10 protein-coding genes and 3 pseudogenes are annotated in these 16784 nt (G+C 38.7%); 1 reads left to right on the top strand and 12 read right to left on the bottom strand.

The genetic code is table 11. The features are described 5' to 3' along the window. Positions 1-95 precede the first annotated feature (95 nt). The 11 genes and pseudogenes from NST97_RS14095 to NST97_RS19315 form a co-directional block, all read right to left on the bottom strand. Positions 96-956 (bottom strand): ABC transporter ATP-binding protein, encoded by an 861-nt coding sequence (locus tag NST97_RS14095; RefSeq protein ID WP_339193900.1) that lies wholly within the window; start codon positions 954-956, stop codon positions 96-98. A 204-nt stretch (positions 957-1160) separates the two neighbouring features. Beyond that, the gene (locus NST97_RS14090) at positions 1161-2555 is read right to left on the bottom strand and encodes an APC family permease (protein ID WP_341343359.1); all 1395 of its coding nucleotides are present in this window, start codon (positions 2553-2555) and stop codon (positions 1161-1163) included. 454 nt (positions 2556-3009) lie between these two features. Further along, a pseudogene (locus tag NST97_RS14085) lies at positions 3010-4400 on the bottom strand (LLM class flavin-dependent oxidoreductase). 676 nt (positions 4401-5076) lie between these two features. Continuing rightward, entirely contained in the window at positions 5077-5898 is an 822-nt protein-coding gene (locus NST97_RS14080) for an ABC transporter ATP-binding protein (RefSeq protein ID WP_341343358.1), read from the bottom strand. 12 nt (positions 5899-5910) lie between these two features. After that, a complete protein-coding gene (locus NST97_RS14075) occupies positions 5911-6678 on the bottom strand; it encodes an ABC transporter permease (protein WP_165381914.1) in 768 nt (255 codons plus the stop codon). A 63-nt stretch (positions 6679-6741) separates the two neighbouring features. After that, the gene (locus NST97_RS14070) at positions 6742-7785 is read right to left on the bottom strand and encodes an ABC transporter substrate-binding protein (RefSeq protein WP_327856017.1); all 1044 of its coding nucleotides are present in this window, start codon (positions 7783-7785) and stop codon (positions 6742-6744) included. Between the two features lie 5 nt (positions 7786-7790). Next, positions 7791-8123, bottom strand: coding sequence for a 4Fe-4S binding protein (locus NST97_RS14065; RefSeq protein ID WP_063386477.1), 333 nt, complete (start codon positions 8121-8123; stop codon positions 7791-7793). Between the two features lie 12 nt (positions 8124-8135). Then, positions 8136-9761 (bottom strand): FAD-binding protein, encoded by a 1626-nt coding sequence (locus NST97_RS14060; RefSeq protein WP_341343357.1) that lies wholly within the window; start codon positions 9759-9761, stop codon positions 8136-8138. Between the two features lie 400 nt (positions 9762-10161). After that, on the bottom strand, positions 10162-11286 hold the full coding sequence (ssuD, locus tag NST97_RS14055) for an FMNH2-dependent alkanesulfonate monooxygenase (protein WP_341343356.1): 1125 nt from the start codon (positions 11284-11286) through the stop codon (positions 10162-10164). 900 nt (positions 11287-12186) lie between these two features. Beyond that, positions 12187-12828 carry a LysE family transporter gene (locus tag NST97_RS14050; protein WP_341343355.1) on the bottom strand — a complete coding sequence of 214 codons (642 nt, stop codon included), beginning with the start codon at positions 12826-12828 and terminating at the stop codon, positions 12187-12189. Between the two features lie 856 nt (positions 12829-13684). Beyond that, positions 13685-13900, bottom strand: a pseudogene (locus tag NST97_RS19315) (DUF5391 family protein); the annotation flags it as partial. 275 nt (positions 13901-14175) lie between these two features. Here NST97_RS19315 and NST97_RS14045 point away from each other — a divergent pair. Beyond that, positions 14176-15291: pseudogene (locus NST97_RS14045) on the top strand (IS701 family transposase); the annotation flags it as partial. Between the two features lie 68 nt (positions 15292-15359). On the opposite strand, the gene NST97_RS14040 reads toward NST97_RS14045, so the two are convergent. Further along, complete coding sequence (locus NST97_RS14040; protein ID WP_341343354.1) at positions 15360-16685, bottom strand: hemolysin family protein; 1326 nt, start codon at positions 16683-16685, stop codon at positions 15360-15362. Positions 16686-16784 lie beyond the last annotated feature (99 nt).

The following is a 16784-nucleotide window of genomic DNA, read 5'->3' as shown; positions in this document are numbered from 1 at the left end:
ATACACTCCAACTATATACTCTAAAAATTCATGTGTCTTTGTAATGAATACGGTATAATTTTTTTTACAGATTTTAAGACATTATTTTGAATGGTTTAAATTCCTGAACCATCCACAAGAGCTTCCTTACTTTCCTCTAATTTGTCGAAAATGCCTTGGTTCATGACACCTAAAACATAATCTCTGAATTTTACAAATTCTAAGCTTTGATATAGCTGTTTCCGATTTCTCGGCTTAGGAAAAGGAACGTCAATCACTTCCGCAATTCTCCCTGGCGGCCCCGGGGTAAACATGACAATGCGGTCCGCTAAGAAAATCGCTTCTTCTGCATCATGTGTGACAAACACAATGGTTCTCTGCTGTTCCCTATTCACTTGAAGGATTAAATTTTGCAAATGTATTCTTGTCAACGGGTCGAGTGCCCCGAATGGTTCATCCATGAACATCAAATCTGACCCTATTGATAATGCTCTCGCAATCGCCGCTCGCTGGCGCATCCCGCCGGACATTTCCCCTGGATATTTATCAACAGCATGACTAAGCTGAACTAATTCCAAATAACTTTGGGCCAAGTGTTCTAATTCCTTTTTTGTTTTTGATTTTTTCAGCTTTTGCCTTAATGCCAGAATGACATTTTCTTTCGCTGTCAGCCAAGGAAATAGCGAGTAGTCCTGAAAAACAACAGAGCAATCTGGTATAGAGTCAGTAAGTAATTGATTATTGACCAAAATTTCTCCTTTATTAGGCCGGGACAATCCGATTAGCAATCGTAGAAGTGTACTTTTTCCCGAGCCGCTCGGTCCCATAAAGACGATAAATTCTCCTTCTTTTATCGTTAAATTAATATCTTGCAGGATTTCTAAGCCGTCGTACTCAAAATAAATGGATTTAACTTCAATTTTATTTTGGTCTGCGATTTCCTTTTGCTCTGCGCTACGATTAAGAACCATTGCCATTTTTGATCCACTCCCTCAGTTGATTTTAAATTTTAAAATTACTGATTGTTCTTTGATCCCTTCCTTTAACTGCTAACTAACCAATTTTACAAACAGCTTCACTTTCACAATTTCGTTTTCGGCCTTTGAATTCCGCAGTCAGTTTGCCCCGCCAAACCGCACTTCATTTTCACGATTTCGTTTCCAACCCTGTCCTCCTTTTTCCTATAATTCTTCTTTTTTTAACAACGGTCTGAAGTTTGCAGAAATTGGCGACTTCTTTTTCACGGTAAACCATGAGTAAATGAAACTGACCACACATAAAGCAAGAACAATCCAAGGAAAATAGCTTACCGGTTCCGGCTGACCGGGCTGCACCATCGCCCAAATAGGGATAAGAATACTGATCAAGCCTAATGATGGAAACAAATATTTTTTATGAAAAGGCCATTTTTCTTTTTTATAAAATATAACTGCAAGATTTAATAAAGAATAAATGAGCAAGAGCGGGATCGTGCCAATTGTACTGAGATAACCGAATGCAGTTACCCATCCTTTACTAAGCAAACCAATTAAAATCGCAGCCAACATTCCTAAGATAAAAAGAAGTGTCAGTGTGCCGATAGGCGTCCCCCATTTTGAAACCCTTGATAATTTTCTATAAATTAATCCTTCTCGAGCTGAGTTAAACGCAATTCGGGAGAAGCCGTTCAAGCAGGCGATGGTCATTCCAAGTATGCTAGTGAATCCTGCAATAATAGCTAATACAGAAAAGCTGCCTAAATACTGATTAGAAAGATCAATAAACGGATTAGTACTTTTAACTAAATCGTCAATATGATTCGAAAATCCTTGAATAATACTATAATTGACAAATATATAGAAGACCGACATGATCGCAATGCTTACGAGAACTGCACGAGCAGTATTTCGTTTTGGATTATCCGTTTCTTCTGCCAAAGCAGCTGAGTTTTCAAAGCCAATAAACAAATAGATCGCAAGCGGAAAGGCTAAGCTAAGTCCTGCTATGCCATTCTGAATTGAAGAAAATGCAAAAGGCTTTAAAGATAACGGCGCTGGCGGATGCAATAAAACTAACACTGAAACGAAAACAAGGACTGCAACCTCAATGAATAATGCCACCGCAGCAATTTTAGTCGAACTATAAATTCCCACCACTGTAATGGCCCAAACGATTAAACCTAAAATAATAGTAGGGACGATCCAATGAATGTGAATGTTATATAAGGCTAGTGAATCAGATGTCCATCCCCCAAGCTCAATAAAAGCTGAGCCGGCTAAAAAGATAGTACCGATTAAAAAAACAAGTGAAGCTGTAGTGCCGACAATATCACCAAAAGTCATACTAATATACTTGATGAGCGATCCGCTGCTAGGATGAATTTTTGAAAAATTTGTTAAGCTGAGCCCAACCATTGTGATCGCTACTGTAGCAAGTAAGAGTGTTAACGGAGATCCAATTCCCGAAGCCGCAAATATAACTGGGAATCCATAATATATTGCTGCTGCTGGAGCCATTTGCGCCAGCGTAGAACTTATGGCATCAAAAGCAGTTAGTTTTTTCTTTGGTTTCAGCTGGATTTTTAAATTTTCTTCCATTTCTCCACCTCCTCATAGTTTTTATTCAAAAGTAGTTTTTAATAGGGTTTCAAACTTGCGCCTCAATAGGCTGCGTCATTTTTTCCTTATCCCGTACGAAAGGGAAATGGAATCCCCCTTCCGTCGAAATAATGTAAAATTCGATCGGACACTTGCTTTTGTGTACCTATAAGCGCCGTTAAATTGGCTTTCAATTTTATCCAAGATCGTTTTCCGAGCTTCTTCTCAGAGCTTGCATCTCCATTGCATAAAATCGCTGGGCTTCTTAACCAGCATATCTTTCATTTCAGCATCTTTTCTAGCAACAGAGATGCGTTGTTCCAAGCTTACTTGAATGAAGTTTGACTTGATGAAGCATTTTATTCATTTCTCCTTCCTGAAATATAATTATTCATATATATTTAGTCGAATTTTTGAGTAAAAATCTCGGTAAAATCTATACTTCTCAGTGTAATTATTTTTTCTGCAACAGGCACCCGAGGTTTCGATATTTTGCACCTATATGATTTTCTGATAAACGAGAATTTCCTTTTCCAAATAATTTCTCTCGAAGAGTTCCTTCTTCATAATCTTTTTTCAACAAACCTCGTTTCTGAAGTTCAGGCACTACGAGATCCACAATATCCTTAAATGTTCCTGGTGTAATTGCATAAGCCAAGTTAAATCCATCAATATCAGTTTCATCAATCCATTCTTCAAACGTATCAACAATTTGTTCAGGTGTTCCAACTATCACTGGTCCCATGCCGCCAATGCCTGCGAAATTTGCCAGCTCGCGAACGGTCCATTTCTTATTTGGGCTTGCCTTTGTTAGTGATTCAAGCATGGATCTAACGGCATTTGTCTCAATGTACTCAATTTCTTGATCAGGTTCATATTTAGAGAAATCCACTCCCGACCAGCCGCTCAGCAAGGAAAGCGCTCCTTCATAACTGATATATTGGGATAAATCCTCATATTTAGCCCGCGCCTCTTCCTCCGTCCGGCCAACAATTACCGTCATTAATGCAAACACTTTAATGCTTTGAGGGTTTCTTCCCAATAAAGCTGCCTGAGCTCTTAAATCCTTGACATATGAAGTGATCGCTTCCTTTCCAGGAGCAGAAATAAAGGTGCATTCTGCATGTTTAGCAGCAAATTGGCGGCCTCTAGTTGAACCTCCAGCCTGATACAAGACAGGAGTTCTTTGCGGCGACGGTTCACATAAATGTATACCAGGCACATGAAAATATTTACCGTGATGGTGAATTTATGAACCTTTGTCGGATCTGTAAAAATTCTTTTTTCTTTATCTTTTATGACCGCATCATCTTCCCAGCTGCCTTCCCATAATTTATAACAAACTTCGATATACTCTTCCGCAACATTGTATCTTTCCGAATGGATAAATCGATCTCCAATATCAATATTTCTTGTCCCGCTTTCTAAGTACGAAGTCACAATGTTCCAAGCAATCCTTCCTTTTGTTAAATGATCCAATGTGGACATCCTGCGTGCAAACGTGTAAGGATGTTCAAATGTTGTCGAGCATGTAATTCCAAAGCCTAAGTGTTGCGTTGCGTTCGCCATCGCCGAGACAAGCATCATCGGATCATTTACGGGCACCTGTGTCGCTTCACGTACTGTTGTAGTTTTATCTCCCCCGTACACATCATAGATCCCGATTACGTCAGCAATAAACAGGCCGTCAAACCGACCTCTTTCCAAAGTTTGAGCCAATTCAACCCAATAATCTATATCCTTATAACGATACGACTGATCTTCAGGATGTACCCATAAGCCTGGTGATTGATGGGCCACACAATTCATATCAAACGCATTTAAATAGATTCGTTTTTTCTTCATGTTATTTACCTCAAACTCTCATTTTTTATTGGTGTTAAAAAGTTGCTGTTAAACAAAACAGAGACCCATTTCCAAGCTAAATTAAACTTGAAAAAGAGTCTCTGGTTGTCCAGTCAACTATCATTTATTTTTCAATGTTTATTCTATTTTAGAATAATTTGATGTAAAAGAAGGAGGCACCCCATTTCAAGATAAGTTTCAACTTGAATTGAGAGCCTCCGGTTTTCCAGTCAGCTTATTTAAATTTTCAAAATCTTTAATGAGATTTTAAAACCAATTAAACCTATCTGTCAAGTTACTTTTATGAAATTTTTTTCTTGTATTTCTATCATAATTGCTTTTATTGATCCGATTTTTCATCAGCATCGACTTTTTATAGTCTTTGTACAAATAATATTAAACAAGATAGATTAGGAATGAATGTTTCAATCCAACTTGAACGAAGACACTGTATATTCACCTTTGAAGATATGTAAAAAAGGCACTTAGTATGTAAACCAAGTGCCTCCAGTGTTCTGGTCGGAAATCCAATTATTCATATGCGAATAAATTAACATGCCAACTTTTTGTTGTCAAGATTATTATATTTTTATAGTTTAATATGTCGTTGTATCAGCATAAGGCGATAGAGGATTTCTATTTTCATGCAAAGTAATAAGCAGTTTGCAGAAGGAACCTATCCCTTTAATGAAATTTTTTCTTGTGATTTATTCAACGAAACATTTGTGTCAAAAAATAAATTTAAAATCTTTTCACGTATTTTTACAAAATCACGGCTATTTCTGTCTCGCGGTCTTGATAAATAAACTGGAATCGTCTTTTGGATGCGGCCTGGTTTTTTGGACATGACAATCACCCTGTCACCTAATAACACAGCTTCATCAATATCATGAGTCACTAAAATCATAGTAACATTGGCCTGTTCTCGTATTCTTAAAATTTCATATTGCATTTGAATCCGGGTCAGTGCATCCAGCGCCCCAAAAGGTTCATCGAGCAAAATAATGCTGGGCTTTTTTACTAATGTACGCGCCAATGCAACCCGCTGAGACATACCGCCTGAAAGCTCTCCGGGCCTTGCTTTTTCGAATCCCTTTAATCCGACTAATTCAATATATTCATTCACTAGTTTTTCACGTTCAGATGCAGGCACTTTTTCAAGACCAAAGGCTATATTTTGCTTAACAGTCATCCAAGGAAACAGCCGATGATCCTGAAAAACCATGCCTATGTCGGCTCTTATACCTTTTATATTTTGATTATCAATGGCAATCGTTCCTTCAAAAGAGCTGTCAAGACCAGCAATTATTCGCAATAACGTACTTTTTCCGCATCCGCTGGATCCAACAATGGTCAAAAATTCGCCTTCTTGAACCTCTAAATTGATATCATCTAATACGTTTAACGTATTCTTTCCTTGATTAAATGATTTTGACAAATTAGTAATCTTTATTTTCGGTTTCGCTACCTGAAACTGAACGTTTTCCTTTATTGGCATGTAAGCAACCTCCTAAGATTTAATGCCTGCTTGCCAAGACAGGATGCGCTGCTGGATAAACTTAACAACAGCATCCATTGCGACTCCAATTATCCCAATCATGATCATTCCAATGATCATGGCATCGGGCTGGGAAAGCTCCCGGCCTTGTGTGATTCGGTAACCGAGTCCTGAATCGGAAGCAATCAATTCCGCAGCGACCACAGCCATCCAAGCCGCTCCTAATCCCAATCTAAGCCCAACAAATATAGAAGGCAAAGCAGCAGGAAAAATCACGTTAAATAACGTTCTTCTTTTGCTTACTCCCATCAGTTTTGACACTTCCAGAAATCCTTTAGGCACTCCTTCGATTCCTTGAATTGTATTTAACAGGATGGGGAAAAAGGCGCTTTTAAAAATAATAATGACTTTAGAAGTTTCACCGATACCAAACCAAAGAATAATGATCGGGATCCAGGCTAATGGCGGAATTACTCTGATCGCATTCAGAATTCCAGCAAAAAATTGATCGACTCTAGCAAATAAACCCATTAATACCCCGAATAGCAGACCAAAGAAAACGGCTAAGGAAAAGCCTTGCAGCATTCTTTTGACACTTGCCCATGAATCCTGCAAAAGGGTTCCATCCTCTATAAATTGAACGATTGTGTGGATAACCGTTTTCGGAGATGGAATTAGGTATGGTGCAATCAATTCACGTTCCGTCAAATAAATCCAAAGAAAAACAAGCAGGAGCGGCAAAACAACCGGCAAAATATAATACTCATACGTTTTTTTCATATCTAACCACCTCAGTTGCATAAACAGGATAGAAGGCTTTTAAGACAAAGCCTTCTACAAAAACTACTGATCTTTTAGCATCCAATCTTTTATGGCAAAATCTTTTTTAATCAATCCTTGTTTTACTAAAAACTTTTTCGTTCCTTCCAATAATTCCAACCCCTCTTTCGGGAAGTTCTCTTCTCGAATATTGTTAAGAGGGAGGCTTTCCTTCACAACATCTAAGTCCTGTTTGGTCACTTCAGCCACATATTGATAAAATTCTTCTTGATGTTCTTTTAAATCTTTTACTGCCCTTTCACGGGTATCTGTCCATACTGATAAAAACTCCGGATTCTGTTCTAAAAATTTTTCTGACGCAATGGTGACAGATGTTCCGGTTAAATGCGGTGTCGTTTTACTTGCTTGGTGAAGCAAAGGAAAACCAAGTTTTACATGTTTTGGACCCATATATGTTGGAAATGCATATGCTTGAATATCGCCGCGCTCCAAAGCAGCAGCTGCTTCTGGCGGAAGTAAATGAACAATTTTTACATCTTCAAGCAGATTATTTTCTTCCAATAGACCTGTTAAATAGCGAAACATATAAGATCCATTTGATGTTGCAACTGTTTTTCCTTTTAATTCCTCCAAGGAAGATACTCCATTTTTCTTATTAGTAACTAACCAAATATCTTGAAAAATATTAGCAAATCCTATTAATCTTGTTTTTTGTCCTGAGCTTCTCGCCAATAAAGCAGGTGTATCACCTAAAATTCCTACATCAATTTCTCCTGAAGCCATTGCTTCGTTTAGGTTAGGGCCGTTAGGAAAAGAAAAATATTCAATATTTGTAATTCCAATTTTCTTTAATTCTTCCTGCAAAAATCCTTTATTAAGCGCCCACCCTTCAGCTCCTGAAACGGCAGGTTTGTCCTTGTCTTTGTTTCCGGTTGAGTTAATATATCCGAGCCTTAATGTTTTTCCTTTCTCCTCAACCCCTGCATTAGAATGATTCTCCGTTTCCGCATTTTTGTTTGTAGAAGTATTATTGGAACTGCACGCTGTTAAAAGTGCAAAAATTGCTATAAAGAATATGAAAGATTTTTTCTTTGATGATTTTCCCATTCTAGTCACACTCCGCTAGGCAAATAAAATTTATAAGCTGGGTCTTGGGCAGCGACCGGTTTTTGTCCCTTCTGCCATCCCATGTTTGTTCGATAACTTCCTACTAAACCTGTTGTTAATAATTCCTGCTCAGAAATTTCTACGGCCTCATCAGCGTTTGGAGCTACATAAAGTGCATCAACAGGGCAATACAATTCACACATATAACACGTTTGGCAATCATCCTGCCTTGATATAACGGGTACCTCTCCCTTTCTTTTTTCAAACACGTTAGTGGGGCAAATATTGACACAAAGATTGCATTTTACACATCGTTCCTCAAGCAGAACCTGTATCAATTTTCTTCCTCCTTATACAGTCTGGAAATTATGAGTATCAGCAGTCACTTTTATTTCGTCTAAACCGCTCGTGATCAGACGATGCTGCTGGTTTTCATCAATCTTAGGAAAATCAAGCCGTTTATGCATGCCTCGAGTTTCTTTTCGCTCTAGTGCTGCTGTGTACATCCAACGGGAGGTGGCTAACATTGCGGCTGCTTCCCGAACCCTTACGATATTTCCTTTATTTTCCTTCAGACTTGTTTTTGCTTCATGCCATATTGAATGAAGCCGCTGCAAGGAGGAGGATAACTTTTCTTCTGTTCTAAACAAATTAATATCAAAAGGCATCACTTCCGCTTGAACATGCCGAATCACCTCATTTGCATCAAGACCATTATTATGACTTGTGCGCTGTTCGTTTATTCCAATGACTTGTTTTCTTGACAAGGTTCTATCCAGATTATTTCGATTAAAGGAAAGGGCATACTTCGCTGCTGCTTCCCCGGACCAATAGCCAGAGGAAATGGCCCATGCCGCATTGTAGCTTCCCCCTCCTGTAAATCCGCCGCAAATCAACTCTCTAGTCGCAGCATCACCTGCGGCAAATAATCCGGGAACTGATGTTGCACAAGTTTCATCAATAATCCGGATGCCGCCGGTGCCCCTTACTGTCCCTTCTAACCGTAATGTCACTTCAAAGCGATCCTCAAAAGGATTAATGCCCATTCGATCGAATTGAAGGAAGAAATTCGGTTGGGCAATTCTCATCCACTTTTGTAGCTCAGTGTTATCCTTCGCCTTATCCAGCTGTGCAAACACTTTTTTTCCTTTCTGCAATGTTTTGGCAATGATCGAACGCCCTTTATGTGAACCCGCCCCTTCAATAATGGTTCCATCTTCATAAGTGAAAGAAGCCCATTGATAAAAAGCTGTTTTTGTAATGGAAGAAAATTTTGGAGTAATGGCATATGCATTGGAAAATTCCATGCCTGAAAACTCAGCACCAGCTTCTGAAGCCAATAAGTACCCATCACCAGTTAATACATTGCATCCTAACGCCTTGCTTAAAAAGGCGCATCCGCCTGATGCGATAACGATAGAACTGGCTTGAACAGACCAGGTTTCTCCAGTTTGTGTATTGACGCCCGCAGCTCCGGCAACTCCATTGCTGTCATACAAAAGCTCCAGCGCAGGGCTGTGATCTAAAATTTTTACCTTCGATTTCACCAATTTTCTTCTCATCAATCTCATATATTCAGGTCCTTGAAGGCTTCTCTTATGTACTACGCCATTTTCATCTACTGGAAAAGGATATCCCCACTCAGCAAGCTGATTGACACTTTCATATGTTTGTTCTAGTACCCTTTTCATCCATTTCCGTTCAGAAAGAAACCCTCCTAAGGCTTCACGGCTTCTCATCGCTTCTTCTCTTTTCTCTTTATCAGGCGGTATATACCATACTCCATTGCCTGAAGGAGCCGTCGCCCCGCTTGTGCCGCAATAACCTTTATCCACCAAGATAACCGTTGCCCCGTTTTTTTTGGCTGATAATGCAGCCCAAGCGCCGGCAGGCCCTCCGCCTATAACAAGAACATCTGCTTTAAAACTTACATCATATATTTGATTGATTAATTTTTCAGAATGATTGAATGCCATTTTATCCATCCCCTTTTCATCATTTAAAATCATTTTTACTTTTTTAAACTGAATTCCCATAAAAAATGAAAAGAGACTTCCATAAAATGAAGGAAGTCTCCAGTCGTCTGGTCAACTCATACTAAATCCCGTAATTTTCACTAATTGATCCACTTTGGAGCTGCTGTTTTCTGTAAAGCCAAACCTTTCCTTGCTGATGAGCTGCCCGCTTTCATACTGTCTTATTTCAAATTAAACATATTTATTTACTTTGGTTTTAACCAAAAAGAGCCGCTGTTCTCTATGTGACAGATGAAAATCTTTCTGCATCATCCTATAAGAGACATGATGGTTATCACCAATTAAAATCAAGCATTTTCACAATCCTCTTGTTGTCACCTCAAATTGTTTAATGAACCTGTTATTTCGCAACAGCCGATTTGATATCTCCTCCGAATGGGCTAAGGAATGTCTTCTGATGAGAAGTATCCTTTTTATCAATTGGAAGTTTCGGGAACAATAATTCCGCTGTTCTATAGGCTTCTTCTAAATGCGGATAGCCTGAAAGAATAAAGGTCTCAATGCCTAAATCAGCGTATTCTTTCATACGGGCAGCAACCGTATCAGGATCTCCTACTAGCGCCGTGCCTGCACCGGTCCGTACCAATCCAACACCGGCCCAAAGATTTGGACTCACTTCTAATCTTGTACGATCACCTTCATGCAAACTCGTCATTAAGCGCTGGCCTTCAGAATCCATCCGCTTAAATACTTTCAACGCCTGCGCAATAGTTTCCTCATCCACATGTTCAATGAGCTTATTGGCAGCTTCCCATGCTTCCTCTTCTGTTGGACGGACAATGACGTGCAGCCGGATGCCGAATTTTACTGTTCTTCCTTGGGCAGCAGCGTACGCCCGCATTTTATTGATTTTTTTCTCCACTTGTGCCGGTGGTTCTCCCCATGTTAAATAGACATCGATATGCTTTGCCGCCACCTTCATCGCAGCAGGTGAAGATCCTCCAAAATATAGCGGCGGATATGGTTTTTGAACTGTCGGGTATGGCAATTGCCCACCTCGAATTCGTAAATAGTCTCCTTCTAAATCAACTTCTTCTTCTGTAAATAATTGACGCCAAATGGTTAAAAATTCATCTGTTAACTCATATCGTTCATCGTGATCTAAAAACACACCTTCTCCTGCAAGCTCGACCGGATCTCCGCCAGCCACCACATTAATTAATAACCGACCGTCAGAAAATCGATCCAATGTCGCCGACATGCGTGCTACAAAGCTCGGTGACATTAATCCTGGCCGCACCGCTACAAGATACTTTAAATTTTTTGTTACGGGTGCAAGCGTTGAAGCGACAATAAAGCCTTCTTCACATGTTTTTCCTGTTGGAATTAACACGCCGCTATAGCCTAAATCATCGACAGCCTGTGCAATTTGTCTGCAATAGTTATAGGTTGCAGGACGTGAACCTTCTTGATGATTTAATTGACGAAAGTCGCCATTTGTGGGAATAAACCAAAAGATTTCCATTTATAATTCCTCCTTGAATATGGACGATTAAATATGTCTTGAGGTGCTTAAAATAAAAAAGGAGACTCCCTTAAAAATGAAAGGAAGTCTCCAGTGGTCTGGTGGACAAATGATTGTCATCACTTCATCAGCTTGCTATTGGACTTTATCATGTATCCATGCAAGATATGCTCAGATTTCCAATCAGTGATTATTTTGCTTCTTTTGCTGGTATGCTCTAAGGTTAAAGAATCGCCCAATTGATAAACAAATTAAATCCAGATAGCTTTGTAAATTCGCTGTTCGACATGAATGAGATATTCCATTTCAAAGGGAGCGGAACGTCTGAATGTATTTCCGAAAATTATGCAACCGAAACATAGTATTCCTAGTTGATTACTAGATATTATATAGCTTGGATTTTTGTTTTGTCAATAACCAATACGTGTTTTTTTAATGTTGCACAAGCAAAACGCAACAAGCCGAATAATCAATACGTGTTTTTTAAGGGAGAAAATGCACTTCTCCAAAAATACTTGGCGAATCGTATTAAAGTTTGTTTTGCCGGAAGCAATGTATGAGACTCAAAGAGTTAAACACTTATGACTCTTTCTCAATTGTTCAACTTGATCCTTTCATCGCTTCAGGAGATTCTCCTGTGTTTCTATTGCTCTTCCTTGAGCTAATGGGAAATAGAGCTACTGCCGTATCACCGATTTTTTAGATTCAAGTGTTAATGATGTTTTATCGAATGAAACTGAAACTCCTTTATGATTCAACGTTTCATTACCACGAGGAAAGCGTATTTTTCAAATAAAAATATCGTTCCGTGATAGAAGGAAGGACTAAAATGGAAGATGCAGTTTTTTCAATTTCGATCCAATTCGAACCTGTTACACTAATGTCATTATTTATTTGCACCTACCAAAACGGATAGTTCGCTTGTAATGTTATGAAAAATTTATAGAGAAAAGTACAACCGAAACCAAACAACAAAATTCCGGCAATAATCGAAACAGTCATTATTGCTTTTTTATTCATTGCTTTTCGTGTAACCGAAATGATAGTAAGAAGTATAATGTCATGTACCAATATTCCTGATAAGATTCCTAATGCAGTAATAAAAAAATCAGCTGTATTCGCTTGAGAAAATGAATCTGTCAACACTACACCAAAAATTGATATCCAAAAAATTAAATTACTTGGCGAGATTGCAACAAATATACCATTTCGATATGTTTTTCCAATCGATTTATAAGTTGGTTCGCCAATCATTGTCATATCGTGATTTGCATTTTTTATCGAATCATAAGCTAAATAAAATAAAAAACCAGCGCCTAGCAGCCATAATGGAATTTGTATTAAAGGGGCCGATAATAGGGGAGCCAATCCTAAATAAATGGCAATAATTAAAAGAAAATCAACTGTCATCCCGCCTAACCCCACCGCCCAACCATGTAAAAAACCATGTTTAATCCCTTGTTTAGTCATTTCAATTGTGATGGTTCCTATCGGTAAAGCAATCGTTAACCCCATTAAAAAGTATTTCAAATATATTTCCATTTATATAGCCTCCTAACTTATTTTGAAAATAATTTTTTGTTTATAAGGAACAGTTTTTAAAAAATAAATATGTCAGGCAGGACAAATGGAAAAGTTAACCTTTTTATTGTAATGATACTGACTCGGTAACGTCAATAATTTTGTATAATGCAAGATAAATAAAGTACCTCTGATGGAAATTTAGAATAGAGGGCTGTTTTCTTCACACAATGCGGCTAAATTTTAAGTCTCCTGTATGGCCTTTTTGCAATAATGGTTCATTGCAACATTTACCAAACATTTGCTGAAAGACTTCCTTTGCTTCGGTACTCCTCTCTACTTTTGCTCTGCCCATTTTTCATGAAAGTCTTATATCATCAAATATACAACTTTTCCCCACGATTTCTAAACTGCTCAAATGCCCATCGGTTTCAACTATTTCCGAATTTCTTTCGATCGCATTGGTCGTATAATGCACATTCCGACCCCTGCTTGAAAAGTCCATAATATTCAAGTCGTTCCACGATTGCACCTTTCTCTGGAACTTACTTGACCAGTTGGTTCAAAGAAAAATGAAAGAAATAGCAGTTCCTAAAACGCAGGAAGAAAGATGTGATTTTTTTACATTCGACTCAAAGTCGAAGTAAAAAAATGTTCAGACACATCAAGGGTGATCTGCAGATGATCCTTGCAGGAGGGCGAGTTTGGAATTGTGGCAATAGTTCACAGCATCCTGAAAATATGGGTCCGCATTTTCAACTCAGACAAGAATCGAAAAATTACAAAAGCCAGCGGAGAAAAACAACTATTTTTCTCTACTGGCTTCATTTTAGAATTTATCGGACCGTTCCTGTACTTCTCATTTGCATAATAAGGCCTATTGAAGAATTGTGTTTTTGCTTTTATTACTAGTTGAAAAGGTAATAAAAATCCAAATTATATTTGACATAATATATAAAACGGAAAGACATAATAAAGCATATAAAATCATACTAGTTGTAGAAGTAAATATAAATAAAATAGTAGTAAATATAACAGCCATCCCTATTAGAAGACCTAAACCACAGAGTGCAGCCATTACATACTTAAATGCATCAACCCCTAAAAATTAAAAAACAAAATGTTTAATGCCCCTTGTTCTAGTTGAACAATAGAGCTCAACTATAAATTGTCGTCAGCACCTATGTCTTAGTAAAAATCCATTGTATCCTCGAAGAAGAAGCATATCGTTTCGTAATTTTTATAAGGGAGTATAACATTCGATGTTTTACTGATAACGTTTATTCAAAACTTTCCTAAATTTTTATCATTTTTATTTGCATTGAGCATTTTGCAAAATTAGATTTTTTGGATAAAAGTATAAAAAATTTCTCTAAGCCGGTCATGAAGCATCTCGTTCATATTATCGATGCGCTGACAACGAAAGGATTTGTGGGAACCTTGACCGATCTGCATCATGAGAGCTTTCATCCCAACCATCGAACGACACTGAGCCATTTTTTCACGAAAAGCCCTTGGGATGAAGAAATCTTGCTTCGCAAACTCCAGCAGTGGATGCTTCGTCATGTGGAACGAACGGCCAAGCGAAAGAATCACCCCATTTTTGTTTCGATCGATGATACGATCTGCCGAAAAACGAAGCCTTCGTCACAGGCGAAACACGCTATTGAAGGGTGTAATTGGCATTATTCTCACGCGGACAAAAAGTCGATTTGGGGACACTCTCTCGTCTGGCTCATGGTTCATACGATGACGCAAGCCTTTCCCTTTGCGTTTCGCCTCTACGACAAGGCGGATGGGAAAAGCAAGGGTCAATGGGCCATCGAGATGCTTTCTTCTTTGGATGTGCACGGTTCTGTTTATGTGCTGATGGATTCTTGGTACCCATCGAAAACACTCGTGGAAGCCTGCCTGAAAAAAGGATTCCACGTCATTGCGATGCTCAAGACGAATCGGGTTCTTTATCCAAAAGGCATCGCCATCCAAGCCAAACAGTTTGCCCGCTATATCGAACCGAACGACACCCATCTCGTCACGGTGGGAGAAGAGCGTTATCGCGTGTATCGCTACGAGGGAGCGCTGAAAGGTCTCGATGATGCCGTTGTGTTGTTGGCTTGGAAAGCCGATCAGCCGATGACACCTGAACATCTTCACTGCGTCTTGAGCACCGACCGGGAGCTAAGCGATGAAGAGATCTTGCGCTACTATGCCCAGCGTTGGTCGATCGAATGCTTTTTTCGACAAGCGAAAGACCAGCTGAAGCTCGATGGGTACCGCGTTCGTCAACGTCGGGCGGTGAAACGGTATTGGATCTTGGTGCAACTCGCTTATGTGTACAGTATGGTCGAATCCAACAGCGATTTCTCTACCGGGCTTGACTTCCTTCGAAAGAAGAAAGGACATAGCCTCGTGGAGTTTATTTACGATGCAGCGAAACAAGATATTCCCATTGATGTCGTTAAAAAACAGCTTCATGTGGCATAAGGGGTACTCCGTTTGTCTCTTTTTACATGGTAATTATTGTAATGAAAATTGCTCAACTACAGTTATGATTAATCTTCTACTAGAACTGGCGAGCCTTTATCAATTTTAGTAATCTCAATCGTTTTAATATGGTTCCCGGCCATTTCCACTACGTGAAAGGTGTACGGTCCAAATTCAATACTTTCCCCTTGTTTAATATCATAACGCTCAGTTAACATCCATCCGCCAAGTGTATCTACATCCGTTTCTTCAATTTTCAACCCTAACCAATCATTTATCTCGCTAATTAAGATGCGGCCATCAACTAAGGCTCGATCATGATTTATTTGTTGGATGATGGGTTTTTTATCTTCATCAAATTCATCTTGAATCTCACCGACAATTTCTTCAAGAATATCTTCAACTGTGACCAAACCGGATGTACCGCCATATTCATCATATAAAATCGCCATGTGTATTCGTTCTTTTTGCATTTTCAGCAACAGATCATGGATTGGAATGGATTCAATGACTTGAATAATTGGACGGACAAAATCATCTATGGATTTTTCGGTATTTAAGTTATCGTAAGAGGAGATTTCTGTAAATACCTCTTTGATGTTGATAAGGCCAATAACATGATCTTTATCTCCGTCAATTACCGGATATCTTGTAAATTTTTCTTTTTTGATGATTTCCAAGTTTTCTTTAATGGTTTTATTTTTATCAAGTGCAACAATTTCTGTTCGGGGAACCATGATTTCTTTTGCGATCCGGTCATCAAACGTGAAGATGTTATTCACATATTTGTATTCCGTTTGGTTAATCTCGCCGCTTTTGTAGCTTTCAGATAAAATAAGCCGCAGCTCTTCCTCTGAGTGTGCAAGCTCATGTTCGGAAGCTGGTTTTAAGCCAAATAAACGGATAATGCCCCTTGCAGAACCGTTTAATGCCCAAATAAATGGATACATGATTTTATAAAACAAAATTAAGGGTCTTGCTGTTAATAATGTAATAGCTTCTGCCTTTTGAATGGCTACCGTTTTCGGAGCCAATTCTCCAATAACGACATGTAAAAATGTAATCGCAGCGAAAGCAATTCCAAATGACAGTATATTAGACACATATGGGGAAAAATCCATTTTTTCAAAAACGGGGTGAAGAAGATGCTCAACAGTCGGTTCTCCTAGCCAGCCTAAACCTAATGCTGTTATGGTGATTCCAAGCTGGCACGCTGATAAATATTCGTCCAAATTGGAAATGATTTTTTTAGCTACAACAGCATTTTTATTTCCTTCCGAGATAAGCTGATCAATTCTTGAAGATCGGACTTTTACAATGGCGAATTCAGAAGCGACGAAAAATGCTGTGAAACCAATTAATACAGCAACCATAAATAAATTAAATATTTCCAAACTACGGCCGTTCCCCTAGAAAAAGGAACGACTTACACCTCCTAATAACGAAATGTCAACAGTAATTATGCTTTTTTCACTATTCCCTTGTATAGATCT

The organism is Aeribacillus sp. FSL K6-1305 (genome assembly GCF_038050115.1).
Lineage (GTDB): Bacteria > Bacillota > Bacilli > Bacillales > Aeribacillaceae > Aeribacillus > Aeribacillus composti.
The sequence above is the reverse complement of the archived record's forward strand: the minus strand, read 5'-3'. Positions and strand labels throughout refer to the sequence as shown.

Bases quoted from the DNA above. Each gene is read 5' to 3' on its own strand.
- NST97_RS14070 (WP_327856017.1), bottom strand. From the start codon at position 7,785: ATGGGAAAATCATCAAAGAAAAAATCTTTCATATTCTTTATAGCAATT.
- NST97_RS14050 (WP_341343355.1), bottom strand. From the start codon at position 12,828: ATGGAAATATATTTGAAATACTTTTTAATGGGGTTAACGATTGCTTTA.
- NST97_RS14060 (WP_341343357.1), bottom strand. From the start codon at position 9,761: ATGGCATTCAATCATTCTGAAAAATTAATCAATCAAATATATGATGTA.
- NST97_RS14080 (WP_341343358.1), bottom strand. From the start codon at position 5,898: ATGCCAATAAAGGAAAACGTTCAGTTTCAGGTAGCGAAACCGAAAATA.
- NST97_RS14075 (WP_165381914.1), bottom strand. From the start codon at position 6,678: ATGAAAAAAACGTATGAGTATTATATTTTGCCGGTTGTTTTGCCGCTC.
- NST97_RS14090 (WP_341343359.1), bottom strand. From the start codon at position 2,555: ATGGAAGAAAATTTAAAAATCCAGCTGAAACCAAAGAAAAAACTAACT.
- ssuD (WP_341343356.1), bottom strand. From the start codon at position 11,286: ATGGAAATCTTTTGGTTTATTCCCACAAATGGCGACTTTCGTCAATTA.
- NST97_RS14095 (WP_339193900.1), bottom strand. From the start codon at position 956: ATGGCAATGGTTCTTAATCGTAGCGCAGAGCAAAAGGAAATCGCAGAC.